The 13,916-nt window shown below is 60.3% G+C and carries 11 protein-coding genes; 10 read left to right on the top strand and 1 reads right to left on the bottom strand.

The annotated features are described in order from the left end of the window. Nucleotides 1-2: 2 nt before the first annotated feature. The 7 genes from clpB to QO231_RS14805 all read left to right on the top strand — a co-directional run bounded on the left by clpB (nucleotide 3) and on the right by QO231_RS14805 (nucleotide 6,949). Nucleotides 3-2,621 carry an ATP-dependent chaperone ClpB gene (gene clpB, locus QO231_RS14835; RefSeq protein ID WP_316777887.1) on the top strand — a complete coding sequence of 873 codons (2,619 nt, stop codon included), beginning with the start codon at nucleotides 3-5 and terminating at the stop codon, nucleotides 2,619-2,621. Nucleotides 2,622-2,973: 352 nt separating this feature from the next. Further along, nucleotides 2,974-3,660 (top strand): response regulator transcription factor, encoded by a 687-nt coding sequence (locus tag QO231_RS14830; RefSeq protein WP_316777884.1) that lies wholly within the window; start codon nucleotides 2,974-2,976, stop codon nucleotides 3,658-3,660. A gap of 359 nt (nucleotides 3,661-4,019) precedes the next feature. Further along, the gene (locus QO231_RS14825) at nucleotides 4,020-4,808 is read left to right on the top strand and encodes an exodeoxyribonuclease III (protein WP_316777881.1); all 789 of its coding nucleotides are present in this window, start codon (nucleotides 4,020-4,022) and stop codon (nucleotides 4,806-4,808) included. Between the two features lie 90 nt (nucleotides 4,809-4,898). Continuing rightward, nucleotides 4,899-5,813 (top strand): thioredoxin, encoded by a 915-nt coding sequence (gene trxA, locus QO231_RS14820; RefSeq protein ID WP_316777878.1) that lies wholly within the window; start codon nucleotides 4,899-4,901, stop codon nucleotides 5,811-5,813. A gap of 27 nt (nucleotides 5,814-5,840) precedes the next feature. Further along, nucleotides 5,841-6,485 carry an LON peptidase substrate-binding domain-containing protein gene (locus QO231_RS14815; protein WP_316777875.1) on the top strand — a complete coding sequence of 215 codons (645 nt, stop codon included), beginning with the start codon at nucleotides 5,841-5,843 and terminating at the stop codon, nucleotides 6,483-6,485. Further along, nucleotides 6,482-6,667 carry a Trm112 family protein gene (locus tag QO231_RS14810; RefSeq protein ID WP_316777873.1) on the top strand — a complete coding sequence of 62 codons (186 nt, stop codon included), beginning with the start codon at nucleotides 6,482-6,484 and terminating at the stop codon, nucleotides 6,665-6,667. Before QO231_RS14815 ends, QO231_RS14810 begins: the two co-directional genes overlap by 4 nt. Before the next feature lie 78 nt (nucleotides 6,668-6,745). Next, a complete protein-coding gene (locus QO231_RS14805) occupies nucleotides 6,746-6,949 on the top strand; it encodes a hypothetical protein (protein ID WP_316777871.1) in 204 nt (67 codons plus the stop codon). Nucleotides 6,950-7,025: 76 nt separating this feature from the next. On the opposite strand, the gene QO231_RS14800 is transcribed toward QO231_RS14805, so the two are convergent. Then, a complete protein-coding gene (locus QO231_RS14800; RefSeq protein ID WP_316777868.1) occupies nucleotides 7,026-8,252 on the bottom strand; it encodes an FAD-dependent monooxygenase in 1,227 nt (408 codons plus the stop codon). Between the two features lie 84 nt (nucleotides 8,253-8,336). On the opposite strand from QO231_RS14800, the gene QO231_RS14795 reads away from it, so the two are divergent. The 3 genes from QO231_RS14795 (at nucleotide 8,337) to QO231_RS14785 (ending at nucleotide 13,896) form a co-directional block, all read left to right on the top strand. Continuing rightward, on the top strand, nucleotides 8,337-9,665 hold the full coding sequence (locus tag QO231_RS14795; RefSeq protein WP_316777866.1) for an amidase: 1,329 nt from the start codon (nucleotides 8,337-8,339) through the stop codon (nucleotides 9,663-9,665). Between the two features lie 105 nt (nucleotides 9,666-9,770). Beyond that, nucleotides 9,771-10,952 (top strand): aminotransferase class I/II-fold pyridoxal phosphate-dependent enzyme, encoded by a 1,182-nt coding sequence (locus QO231_RS14790; RefSeq protein WP_316777861.1) that lies wholly within the window; start codon nucleotides 9,771-9,773, stop codon nucleotides 10,950-10,952. Nucleotides 10,953-10,965: 13 nt separating this feature from the next. After that, nucleotides 10,966-13,896 carry a DNA translocase FtsK gene (locus QO231_RS14785; protein WP_316777859.1) on the top strand — a complete coding sequence of 977 codons (2,931 nt, stop codon included), beginning with the start codon at nucleotides 10,966-10,968 and terminating at the stop codon, nucleotides 13,894-13,896. Nucleotides 13,897-13,916 lie beyond the last annotated feature (20 nt).

Raw genomic sequence — 13,916 nt, 5'->3', positions numbered from 1 at the left:
AGATGGACTTGAACAAGTTCACCGAGCGTGCGCGCGGATTCGTGCAGGCTGCGCAGACGATCGCATTGCGCGAGGGGCATCAGAGGCTGGCGCCGGAGCATATTCTCAAGGCATTGATGGATGACGATCAGGGGCTGGCAAGCAACCTGATCACACGGTCTGGTGGCAACCCTGCGCGTGTGGTCGAGGCTGTGGAAACGGCGGTTTCGAAAATCCCGCAGGTCAGTGGCGATGCGAGCCAGATTTACATGGACGGCACCACCGGAAAGGTGTTGGTCGAGGCCGAAGCAATCGCCACCAAGGCCGGCGACAGCTTTGTTCCCGTAGAGCGGATGCTGATGGCGCTGTGCATGGTCAAGTCCAAGGCCAAGGAGGCCCTCGATGCAGGCGACGTCACGGCCCAGAAACTGAACGAGGCGATCAACGACATACGCAAGGGACGCACCGCCGACAGCGCCACTGCCGAAGAAGGCTATGACGCGCTCAAGAAGTACGCGCGTGATCTGACCGAAGCGGCGCGCGAAGGCAAGATCGACCCGATCATCGGTCGCGATGAAGAAATTCGCCGCGCGATGCAGGTTCTCAGCCGCCGGACCAAGAACAATCCGGTTCTGATCGGGGAACCCGGCGTGGGTAAGACCGCAATCGCCGAAGGCATGGCGCTGCGCATCATCAATGGCGACGTGCCGGAATCTCTGCGTGACAAGAAGCTGTTGGCGCTTGACATGGGCGCGCTGATTGCCGGTGCCAAGTATCGCGGCGAATTCGAGGAACGGCTCAAGGCTGTTCTCACCGAGGTCACCGAGGCCGCGGGCGAAATCATCCTGTTCATCGACGAAATGCACACGCTGGTTGGCGCGGGCAAATCCGATGGCGCAATGGACGCGGCGAACCTGATCAAACCTGCACTGGCGCGAGGCGAATTGCATTGCATCGGTGCGACAACGCTGGACGAATACCGCAAGTACGTGGAAAAGGACGCGGCGCTGGCCCGTCGTTTTCAGCCTGTCCTGATACAAGAACCCACGGTCGAGGACACGATCAGCATTCTGCGGGGCATCAAGGAAAAGTACGAGGTGCACCACGGGGTCGATATTTCGGACGCGGCGCTTGTGGCGGCCGCAACCCTGTCGCATCGCTACATCACCGACCGTTTCCTGCCGGACAAGGCAATCGACCTGATGGACGAAGCTGCCAGCCGGTTGCGGATGGAGGTCGATTCCAAGCCCGAGGAACTGGACCAGCTGGATCGCCAGATCCTGCAGTTGCAGATCGAGGAACAGGCGCTCAAGCTTGAGGACGATACCGCCAGCAAGGACCGTCTGGAAATCCTGCAAAAGGACCTGGCCGAGTTGCAGGAAAAATCCGCCGAGATGACCGCACAATGGCAGGCCGAACGCGACAAGCTGGCGGGTGCCCGCGATCTCAAGGAGCATCTTGAACAGGCGCGTGCCGAGTTGGACATCGCCAAGCGTGAAGGCAATCTAGCCAAGGCGGGTGAGCTGTCTTACGGCGTGATCCCGGAGCTTGAGAAAAAGCTGAAGCAGGCCGAGGAGAGCGAAGCCAACGGCGTCATGGTCGAGGAAAAGGTGCGCCCGGAACAGATCGCCTCGGTGGTCGAACGCTGGACCGGCATTCCGGTGAATAAGATGCTGGAAGGCGAGCGGGAAAAGCTGCTGCGCATGGAAGACGGGTTGCACAAGCGGGTGATCGGACAAGATACGGCTGTCCGTGCTGTATCCAACGCTGTGCGTCGTGCACGGGCCGGACTGCAGGACGAGAACCGCCCGCTCGGCAGTTTTCTGTTCCTTGGCCCGACTGGTGTCGGTAAGACCGAGTTGACCAAGGCGTTGGCGGAATTCCTGTTTGACGACGACAGTGCGATGGTCCGCATCGACATGTCCGAGTTCATGGAAAAGCACAGTGTCGCGCGTCTGATCGGTGCTCCTCCGGGCTATGTCGGCTATGACGAGGGCGGTGTTCTGACCGAAGCGGTACGGCGACGTCCTTATCAGGTGGTTCTGTTCGACGAGGTCGAAAAGGCTCACCCGGATGTGTTCAACGTGCTGTTGCAGGTTCTTGATGATGGTGTCCTGACCGATGGGCAGGGCCGCACTGTGGACTTCAAGCAGACGCTGATCATCCTGACGTCCAACCTTGGGGCGCAGGCGCTCAGCCAACTGCCCGACGGCGCGGATGCATCCGAGGCCAAGCGTGACGTGATGGATGCGGTGCGGGCGCACTTCCGCCCCGAGTTCCTGAACCGCTTGGACGAGACGATCATCTTTGATCGCCTGGATCGCGCGAACATGGATGGCATCGTCGAAATCCAGCTGGGTCTTCTGAAACAGCGTCTTGTCGCGCGCAAGATCGCGCTCGAGCTGGACGACTCTGCGATGAAATGGCTCGCGGATGAAGGCTATGACCCGGTGTTTGGCGCACGACCGCTCAAGCGGGTAATCCAGCGGGCCTTGCAGAACCCATTGGCCGAAGCGCTTCTGGCCGGCGAAATCCGCGATGGGGACAGAGTTCCCGTTTCGTCAGGGGCGGAAGGTCTCATCATCGGTGAAAGGTTGGGAACCACCGATCGCCCGAGACCGGATGACGTGGTCGTCCACTGATCGAAACTCTAAAACGGGCCTCGGTTCAATCCGGGGCCCATATATCATCCGTATTGGCGGATCGAAATTGACTGCGCTACCATCGCCCAACGAAGTCCGCGTCATACCGCGCAGGTGGTACGCCGCTGATGTGTTTGACAGAATGTGAAACATTTCTCTGATCCGGGACACGTCACCGTGAAGATTTGCAGCATTTCTTGCCCCTTCACGTTTCTGCACACATCTGTGAGCGAGATCAGACGCCAATCCCGGCATCAGAATTCGCGGATTCTCGGCCAGTCTGCCGCTGCCATTTGAGGCCAGCGATGCAGATGCCGGAATCACCGCCGAGATCAGACAGGAGAACCGCCCGATGCCACAACTCAAGAAGATCTTGCTGGTGGACGATGACGACGATCTGCGCGAGGCGCTGAGTGAACAGCTTATCCTGACCGAGGATTTCGATGTGTTCGAGGCCGGCGATGGTCAGGCCGCGATGGAGCGCAGCAAGGAAGCTCTCTATGACCTGATTATTCTAGACGTGGGTTTGCCCGACACGGATGGGCGCGAATTGTGCCGCCTCATGCGCAAGCAGGGTATCAAATCACCGATCCTGATGCTGACCGGGCATGACAGCGATGCGGATACAATACTCGGTCTGGATGCAGGAGCGAATGATTATGTGAGCAAACCGTTCAAGTTTCCGGTGTTGCTGGCGCGCATCCGGGCGCAGTTGCGCCAGCACGAGCAATCCGAGGATGCGGTTTTTCAGCTCGGCCCGTATACGTTCAAGCCTTCGATGAAGATGCTGATCACCGAAGAGGATCGCAAGATTCGCCTGACCGAGAAGGAAACCAGCATTCTCAAGTTTCTTTACCGGTCAACCGATGGCGTTGTGGCGCGTGAAGTGCTCTTGCACGAGGTTTGGGGCTATAATGCGGGCGTCACGACCCATACGCTCGAGACCCACATCTACCGTCTGCGCCAGAAAATCGAGCCGGATCCGTCGAATGCCCGGCTTCTCGTGACGGAATCTGGCGGATATCGACTGGTCGCGTGACATGAATTATTTACATATTTGATACTACACGTTATGGTTGAAAAGATTGTTGCGGATCACAGACTGCTTTTCGTGGCACTGCTATGATCAATCCATCCCGTGTATGTCCGGGCAATGACATGCAACCTCCCTGTTGGACTTGGCCGGGTTTCGCACCCGGCCATTTTTTTGTCTCGGGCTTGCCCGAGAGCGGCGGGGAACACGATCTATGTCTGTAGATTGTCTACCTTCCAATCCCTGTTTCAAGCCTGAACGCGCTGTGGCCCGGCGTGGGGTTGCCGACCTGGCGCATTTGGTGCTGGCCACCATTGTTCGCGACGCTTAGGTTTGCGCAAATCGCTGAGGATCGGACACCGCATATGAGTTTTTCGCTGGCCACATGGAACATCAACTCGGTTCGGCTGCGCGAGCCAATCGTGCTCAAGCTGCTGCAGGAGGAAGCTCCCGATGTGCTGTGTTTGCAGGAGTGCAAATCGCCCGTCGACAAGATTCCGACCGAAGGGTTCGCAGCACTTGGTTACACCCACATGGTTGCGCGGGGGCAAAAGGGGTACAACGGCGTTGCGATCCTGTCCCGCCTGCCGATGGTAGAGGCCGGCGACAAGGATTTCGCCACCTTGGGTCATGCCCGTCATATCGCGGGGCGGCTGGAAAACGGAGTGACGATCCACAATTTCTATGTTCCAGCAGGCGGGGATGTCCCGGATCGCGAGAAGAACGAGAAATTTGGCCAGAAGCTCGATTATCTGACCGAGATGCGGGACTGGTTTCAGTCCGAAAGGCCCACCAAATCCATCCTTGTCGGCGATCTCAATATCGCCCCGCGCGAAGACGATGTCTGGAGCCACAAGAAGCTCTTGAAGGTGGTCAGCCACACCCCGATCGAAGTTGAACATCTGGCTCAGACGCAGGATGCGGGGGGCTGGGTCGATATCACCCGCCAGGACATTCCGGAGGGGCAATTGTACAGCTGGTGGTCCTACAGGGCGCGCGACTGGTCGGCGGCAGACAAGGGGCGGCGGCTTGATCACGTTTGGGCGACGCCGGATATTTCCGCGGCCGGACATTCCAGCCGCATCCTTCGGGACGCGCGCGGCTGGGAAAAACCCAGTGATCACGCGCCGGTCTTTGCGACTTTTGATCTTTAGGGCAAGGCGAAGCGCCATTTTCCCGCGTGACCCCTTGGTTTCTGCCGCGACACCTTTCATATAGAGCGCAAACTCCAGGGAGATATCGACATGCTTGAACTATCGACCGGCACGGATGTGCCCGCAGACCTGATCAAGGACACCACCGAGGCCAGCTTTATGGCGGATGTGGTCGAAGCTTCTCAGACGACGCCCGTCATCGTCGATTTCTGGGCACCCTGGTGTGGCCCCTGCAAGACGCTTGGCCCGATACTTGAGAAGGCGGTGATTGCTGCCAAAGGCGCAGTCAGGATGGTCAAGGTGAACGTGGATGAAGCGCAGGCGATCGCGGGTCAGTTGCAGATCCAGTCGATCCCGACTGTCTATGCCTTCTACAAGGGGCAACCGGTCGATGGCTTTCAAGGCGCGCAACCGGAATCCGAAATCAAGGCCTTTGTCGACCGTGTCGTAACTGCGGGCGGCGGCGAGGCTCCGGGCGAATCGCTCGACGCGGCCGTCGAGGCGGCCGAAGAAATGCTGACCGAGGGCGCTGCCGTGGATGCAGCACAGACATTTTCCGCTATCCTTGCCGAAGAGCCAAAGCATGCTGGTGCCTATGGTGGGCTGGTGCGGGCACATATCGCGATGGACGATCTGGATCAGGCAGAAGCGATCCTGAACGGGGCCCCTGCCGAGATCTCGAACAGCGCGGAACTGGAAGCGGCCCATGCACAGATCGAACTGGCGCGCCAGGCTGCCGATGCCGGCCCGATTGCCGAGTTGACGGCTGCGGTCGAAGCCGACCCCGGCAACCACCAGGCACGGTTTGACCTGGCGCTCGCCCTGCATGCGGGAGGCGATGTTCAACAGGCTGTCGATCAGTTGCTCGAGATTTTCCGCAGCGACCGTGAGTGGAATGACGGGGCTGCCAAGACCCAGCTCTTTACCATTTTCGACGCGCTCAAACCCAACGATCCGGTTGTTCTGAACGGGCGGCGAAAACTCAGCTCGATGATATTTGCCTAACGTCGCAACAAGGCTACAGTCATCTGCATGTTAAGAGCCGCAGACCTGCCGGACACCCTCGCCGTGTTCCCGCTCCCCGGGGCACTGCTGTTGCCGCGGTCCAGATTGCCGTTGCACATCTTCGAGCCGCGCTACTTGCAGATGTTCGAAGATGCGTTGAAAACGCCGCAACGCCTGATTGGCATGGTGCAGCCAAATCCGCTCCCCGGTTCGCAAGGCGCGGTTCATAGCATCGGATGTGCCGGGCGTGTCACCCAATTCTCGGAAACCGAGGATGGTCGGTACATGATCACGCTCACCGGCGTCTCGCGCTTTCGCACCAAAGTTGAAAACGAGGGGTTCTGCCCCTATCGCCGTTTCGAAATCACCTGGGACGGGTTTGATCGCGATCTTGGTCCGATCGAATCCGACGAGGGCCTTGATCGTGTTCGGTTTCTTGATCTGCTTGACCGGTATTTTTCGACGCAACAACTGTCGACGGACTGGGAGACGATCAAGGAGGCCGAGGATGAGCTGTTGATCAATTCGCTGTCGATGCTGCTGAATTTCGGGCCCGAAGAGAAACAGGCGCTGCTCGAGGCGCGCAGCCTCGAAACCCGCCGCGAGACCTTGGTTACATTGATTGAATACGCCCTGCGTGGCGGTGGCGAACATAAGGAACTGTTGCAATGACCGAAACCGGGACCGGGTTTGACCGTCGCATGCTCGAGGCGCTGATTTGCCCGCAGACACAGACCACATTGCGCTATGATGCAGCGAACCAGGAATTGATTTCCAAGTCTGCCGGTCTTGCCTTTCCGATCCGAAATGGCATCCCCATCATGCTGGTGGACGAGGCGCGAGAGCTGGATTGAGGCAGGGATTCTTGCCGCCCTTAACTCCGTCTTAGACTTCACCTGCTTTGGTGATCCTCGCAATGAGAGGAACGGCAGATGACCATAACGTACCAACCCGTGAAAGAGCTGGACGACATCAGGGTGGAGATTCAACGGCTGAAGGCGCGCGAAAAATCGCTTCGCGCTGTATTGCTGTCCCGCCCGTTCCGACAGGGCGAAAGCGGTGATGCAGACACCGTCGAACGACAACTGCGCCAGGTGTTTCGCCAGCCGCGGTTCTTTCAGCGTACAGGCACTTGACGCGCGGTGCGGGCAAGCAAGGTCGAGTCGCGCCAGTTTTTTGACAACTGCCGCTCTGACAAGAGCAGCGCCAAGCTCAGATGGCCTTGCCTTGCATCAGGCGCGGCAGATCGCCGGTCAGCCCGGCCGCTTCGCGGATGAAACCGCGCCTCAGCCGGGGAACGGCGTTGACCAGTCCCATGCCCAGATCCCGCCCCATACGAAGCAATGCGTTGTCGTTTGAAAACAGCCGGTTGAACGCATCGGTCGCGAGGGCCAGCGTGGTTGTGTCAAAGCGCCGCCATTGCTGATACCGCTCCAGGACCGATTGCGCACCAATGTCCTCGCCGCGCCGGGTTGCCATCGTCAGGGTCTCAGCCAGGGCCGCCACATCACGCAGCCCGGCATTCAGCCCCTGACCCGCGATCGGGTGTACCCCATGTGCTGCATCGCCGATCAACGCAAGGCGGTCGTCAACAAACCGGTTGGCGATGGTCAGATTCAACGGATAGGTAAAACGCCCTCCGGCCAGTGAAATATCTCCCAGAAAATCGCCGAACCGGGGATGCAATGCGGCCAGATAGCCTTGGTCGTCCAGCGCATTGATCCGTTTGGCATCCTGTGCGCGCTCGCTCCAGACGATGGAACTGCGATTTCCGGTCAGGGGGAGAATGGCAAGTGGCCCCGGTGGCATGAAAAACTGATGCGCGATGCCCTCATGGGGCTTTTCATGAGCAATGGCGCAAACCAGCGCGGTCTGCCCATAGTCCCATCCGGTGCGTTTGATCCCGGCGCGCGCCGCGGTGCCGCTGTTGCGACCATCGGATCCGATCAGGATGCGACTGGTGACCTGTGCGCCGTCATCCAGTGTTACGGATGCGCCCGCAGCGACGACAGATTGCGCCACCACACTGCGGCCGCTGATCTGGGCAATGCCCGGTTCCGAATTCATCGCGTCGAGAAATGCCGGGCGCAGATGCCGGTCCTCGACCATGTATCCCATCGGGCCTTCTTCGATCTCGGCATGATCAAAATGCATGAAGAATGGCGATGGGCCTTGCCCCGCATGACCATCCGTCACCTTGATTTCCAACATCGGCTGCGCGTCCGCGACGACCCGATCCCAGATGCCAATCACCGACAACAACCTCTGCGAGGCCAGCGCCAGCGCATAGCCGCGTCCGTCAAAGGCCGCATCTCCTCTGGTCTCTGTCGGCAGGGCGTCGATCACCGTGACCCGGTGGCCGGTCTGTGCCATCGCGAGCGCCAGCGCCGGACCATTCAGCCCGCCGCCCACAATGATGATGTCGGTGTCTGTTTCCATGACCGGCAATATGACCTTGCTTGCGGGATTGTCCATACGCGGAGCTGTCGCTAGGGTCGCCACGATGGCTTCAGGGAGCGCGACATGCAGGATTGGTTGACACAAAGCGCCGGCGCTCTTGGACGTGGCATTGCCGGCGGTGACATTGATCCCGTGGCGCTGACGCAGACCTATCTTGATGCGATCGACGCCCACCCCCTGCGCGACAGGATATTTGCCCGCGTGACCCATGATCGAGCCATGGCCGAGGCCCGGGCTGCAAAGGAACGGGCGCAAAGCGGTCGCCGGCTGTCGCCGCTGGATGGCGTACCGATCAGCTGGAAAGACCTGTTCGACAGCGCGGGCATTGCCACCGAGTCCGGATCCGCCTTGTTGAAAGACCGGGTGCCGGATGCCGATTGCGAGGTGCTGCGCAACGCCTCCGCATTGGGCACGGTCTGTCTTGGCAAGACGCATATGAGCGAACTGGCCTTTTCCGGTCTGGGTTATAACCCGGTGACCGCGACGCCACCTTGCGCGAACGATGCCAATGCCGTGCCGGGCGGGTCGTCCTCCGGAGCCGCGACATCGGTGGCCTTTGGGCTTTCGGCCATCGGCATCGGCTCGGATACCGGCGGGTCGGTGCGGATACCTGCGGCGTGGAACGATCTTGTCGGATTGAAAACCACATCCGGGCGTGTCAGCCTTGCGGGTGTCGTGCCGCTGTGCCTGAAATTTGATACAATTGGTCCGTTGGGCCGCACCGTCGAGGATGCGTCGCTGATGCTGGCGGCGCTGGAAGCGGGGCAAGCGGCAGATTTGCGGGGCGCATCGCTCAAGGGGCGGCGGCTGGGAGTGCTTCAAACCGTGGCGCCGGATGATCTGCGCGATGCTCCGCGTGCGGCCTTTGATGCAGCCGTTAACTGTTTCGCCGGGGCCGGTGCCAAGGTCGAGCGGATCGTCGTTCCCGAACTCACCGATGCGATGGCGCTGAGCGGGGTACTTTACACCGCCGAAGCCTATGGTTTATGGCGTGATGCGATCGAGGCGAACCCGGACTTGATGTATGAGCAGATCCGAGACCGGTTTCGCGCAGGCGCAACATTTTCTGGCCCCGATTACGTCGCCGCGTGGGCCAAACTCCGCGCCGCGCGGGCTGCTTGGCAAGACCACACCGCAGGATTTGACGCAATCCTCTGCCCCACCGCACCGAACCTGCCTCCGAACATGGAGCGGCTGCTGTCGGATGGGGAGTATTACGTGACCGAAAACCTGCTGACGCTGCGCAATACCCGTATCGGCAACCTGATGGGGTTGTGCGCGTTGACTCTGCCGACCGGTACGCCCAGCTGTGGCATTTCGCTTATGGGCGCGCCAAATGGCGAAGAGGCATTGTTGCGGCTTGGCGCGGCGGCCGAGGCCGCTTTGGCCTGAAAGCCACAAATCCGGTTTCTGACCACCCTTTGTCTGGACGGACGCGCACGGCATCTGTACTCTACTGCTAACGGGGCGCAAATGATCCCGACCTGAGGCAGCAACATGAACCTACCCGAGCGGTTTTCGAACCTACCGGAATACGCATTTCCGCGCCTGCGCGCGCTCCTGGACGTTCACACGCCCGGCGGCGAGGTCGTTCATATGACCATTGGAGAACCAAAACATGCGTTTCCTCAATGGGTTACGGATGTGATTGTCGAAAACGCCGCCGGTTTCAATTCTTATCCTCAGAACGATGGGACCGAGACGTTGCGCGGCGCCATGGCGGATTGGGTGGCACGCCGCTATGGCGTTACGCTGGATCCGGACCGGCAGATCATGGCCCTGAACGGCACGCGCGAAGGGCTCTACAACGCCGCAATGGCACTGTGCCCCGAGACAATGAACGGCCAGAAACCTGCGATCCTGACGCCGAACCCATTTTATCAGGCCTATATGGTCGCAGCGATTTCGGTCGGGGCCGAGCCGATTTTTGTGCCCGCCACCGCTGCCACCGGACACTTGCCGGATTACGCGTCGGTCGGGGCGGATGTGCTGAACCGGACCGCGATTGCCTATGTCTGTTCGCCCGCCAACCCGCAGGGCGCGGTGGCGAGCCGGGACTATTGGGCAAATCTGATCTCTCTCGCGGAGCAGTATGATTTCCGGATTTTTGCTGACGAGTGCTACTCCGAAATTTATCGCGACACGCCTCCGTCCGGTGCCTTGCAGGTCGCGCAGGATGTTGGGGCAAATCCGGAACGGGTGACGATTTTTCATTCGCTGTCCAAGCGTTCGAACCTGCCGGGGTTGCGGTCAGGTTTTGTTGCGGGCGGGCCCGAGAGCATCGCGCAGATCAAGTTGTTGCGCAGCTATGCAGGCGCTCCGCTGCCGGACCCTTTGCAAGCCGCCGCTGCCGCCGTCTGGGCAGACGAGGATCATGTCACCCAAAACCGGGCGTTGTATCGCGAGAAATACACGGTTGCAGATGAAGTCATGGGCACTGTCCAGGGCTACATGCCGCCAGAAGCCGGTTTCTTTCTCTGGATGCCGGTCGAAGATGGCGAGGCCGCAGCGCTGAAGCTGTGGAAGGAAACCGGGGTTCGCGTTCTTCCGGGCGCATATCTGGCGCAAGGGAAACGGGGTGAAAACCCCGGTGAGGGATACATACGGGTCGCGATGGTGGCTCCAAGAAACGACACGCAGAGCGGGCTTACTCAGCTGCGCGACTGTTTGTACAGGTAGATCGAGGGTAGTTATGGCATATCACACACGCAGCCGGGATCCTTTGCTGGATAGCAACATGCAGGCGGCAATCGAAAAGCGCGGCAAGGAACTGCTGGGGATTGTCCTGATCTGCCTGGGGATGGCGGCGGCGGCGATGATCGCCTCCTATACGCCGGATGATCCTAATTGGATGGTCTCGACGGATGCACCGGTGCAGAACTGGATGGGCCAGATCGGGGCTTCGATTGCCGCGCCACTGTTCATGATCGTCGGCTGGGGCAGCTGGGGCATCGCATTGGTCTGTCTGGTCTGGGGTGCGCGGTTTGCCTTCCACATGGGCGAAGACCGTGCCGTTGGCAGGGTGATCTTTGCCCCCATCGCCATCGCTTTGGCTTCGATCTATGCCGCGACGCTGGTGCCCGGTGCCGAATGGCGCGCGACCCACAGCTTTGGGTTGGGTGGTTTGTTCGGCGATACGGTGATGGGCGTGCTGCTGACCTTGTTGCCGATCGGGTCGCACCTGGCACTGAAGCTGATGTCGTTTCTGACGGCGATCTGCATGGTGTCACTGGCGGCCTACGTGTTCGGGTTTACCCGTGCCGAAGTCGGCCGTGGTCTGCGCCTGTCGCTCTATGGCGTGATCATGGGCTATAGCTGGTTGCGCGGAGCACTTGGCCGGGGGGCAGTGACCGCCGCCAGCGCGGCGCGGGACCGCGCGGCGCAGTTCGCAGAGCGTCGCGTCATGCGTGCGGATGCCGAGTATGAAGATGACGATGACGACGCCTTTACCATTCGGCGGGTTGCTGATGATCCCGAACTGGACATGCTGGACGACTACGATATCGACGAAGAGCCCGAAGAACGCGGCGGCTTCCTGTCGCGGATGCCCTCGCTGATGCGCCGGGCCGATCCGATGCCGCAGGCTGAACTGCTCGAAGCGCAGGAGATCGATGGGTATGACGACATGCCCGGCGATGACCGCATCCGTGCCAAGATTGCCGATGCCGTGCGGTCTCGGATCCTGCCGGGCGAACCCAAACCGGATCCGACACGCCCGTTGACCAAGGGCCGGGGGCGCGGCCCGGATCCGTTGCTGCTGGACACGTCGCGCTCATCGGGAATGCGTCCGGAGCCGCCTTTGACTGCGGCGCACGCGGAATTGCCGCCGGAACCGATGCTGCACGCGCCGGCTTCAGCATCGCAGGGAGACGCCGCGTCGGGACCGGCGATGATCGACCCGGCCATGCTCGCGCCCGAGGATACGCTGATCGAGGCCGAGAAACCCGAGAACATCCTGCCACTGGCGGAACCGCCGAAATCCGAGTTGCCGACAATTCCGGTGGCGGAACCGCGCAAGGTGGTGCTGAACCCGCTGCGCAAAGCCCCTGCGCCGTCGCGCCGTGCCCAGGCCGAGGCGCAGCCTGCCTTGGCCTTTGACGAGAGTTCTAACGAATTCGAGCTTCCGCCGCTCAACCTGTTGGCCAGCCCCTCCACGATCAAGCGCCATCATTTGAGCGATGAGGCGCTTGAGGAAAACGCGCGGATGCTGGAAAACGTGCTGGATGACTATGGGGTGAAAGGCGAGATCGTCAGCGTGCGCCCCGGCCCCGTGGTCACGATGTACGAACTGGAGCCGGCGCCGGGCCTCAAGGCCAGCCGCGTGATCGGTCTTTCCGATGACATCGCCCGATCGATGATGGCGTTGTCTGCAAGGGTCAGCACCGTGCCGGGCCGGTCGGTCATTGGTATCGAGTTGCCCAACGAAAACCGCGAAATGTGCGTTCTGCGCGAGGTCCTCGCGGCGCGTGACTTTGGCGACAGCAACATGCGCCTGCCACTGGCCCTGGGCAAGGATATCGGTGGCGATCCCATCGTTGCCAACCTGGCCAAGATGCCTCACCTGCTGATCGCCGGGACCACGGGTTCGGGTAAATCCGTTGCGATCAACACCATGATCCTGAGCCTGCTGTACAAGCTGACGCCGGAAGAATGCCGCCTGATCATGATCGACCCAAAGATGCTGGAATTGTCGGTCTATGATGGCATTCCACATCTGTTGTCGCCTGTGGTGACCGACCCCAAGAAGGCGGTTGTGGCGCTGAAATGGACCGTTGGCGAGATGGAAGATCGCTATCGCAAGATGTCCAAGATGGGCGTGCGCAACATCGAGGGATACAATAGCCGGGTCCGCGACGCGCAGGCCAAGGGCGAAATGTTCAGCCGCACGGTGCAGACCGGCTTTGACGATGAAACCGGCGATCCGATTTTCGAGACAGAAGAATTCGCGCCCGAAGCGATGCCGTTCATTGTCGTGATCGTCGACGAGATGGCTGACCTGATGATGGTTGCGGGCAAAGAGATCGAAGCCTGCATCCAGCGTCTTGCACAAATGGCGCGAGCCTCGGGCATTCACCTGATCATGGCGACACAGCGCCCGTCGGTCGACGTGATTACCGGCACGATCAAGGCCAACTTCCCGACGCGGATCTCGTTTCAGGTCACTTCGAAAATTGACAGCCGTACGATTCTCGGGGAAATGGGCGCCGAGCAGCTTTTGGGCATGGGCGACATGCTCTATATGGCCGGAGGCGCCAAGATCACGCGGTGTCATGGCCCGTTTGTCTCGGATGAAGAAGTGGAAGAGGTGGTCAACCATCTCAAATCCTACGGTCCGCCCAGCTATATGAGTGGTGTGATCGAGGGGCCGGACGAAGCCAAGGAAAGCAATATCGACGCGGTGCTGGGACTTGGCGGCAACACCAATGGCGAAGACGCACTTTATGATCAGGCCGTTCAGGTGGTGATCCAGGATCGCAAATGCTCGACCAGCTACATCCAGCGTAAGCTCGCTATCGGGTACAACAAGGCGGCCCGCCTCGTGGAGCAGATGGAGGACGAGGGTCTCGTTTCCACCGCCAACCACGTTGGCAAGCGCGAGATTCTGGTGCCGGAACAATCCTGAGCAAAGTTGACTGGAACGCC

This window comes from Sedimentitalea todarodis (genome assembly GCF_032595355.1).
Classification (GTDB): domain Bacteria; phylum Pseudomonadota; class Alphaproteobacteria; order Rhodobacterales; family Rhodobacteraceae; genus Sedimentitalea; species Sedimentitalea todarodis.
Note: the sequence above shows the minus strand (reverse complement) of the source record. Positions and strands in the feature narration are given on the sequence as shown.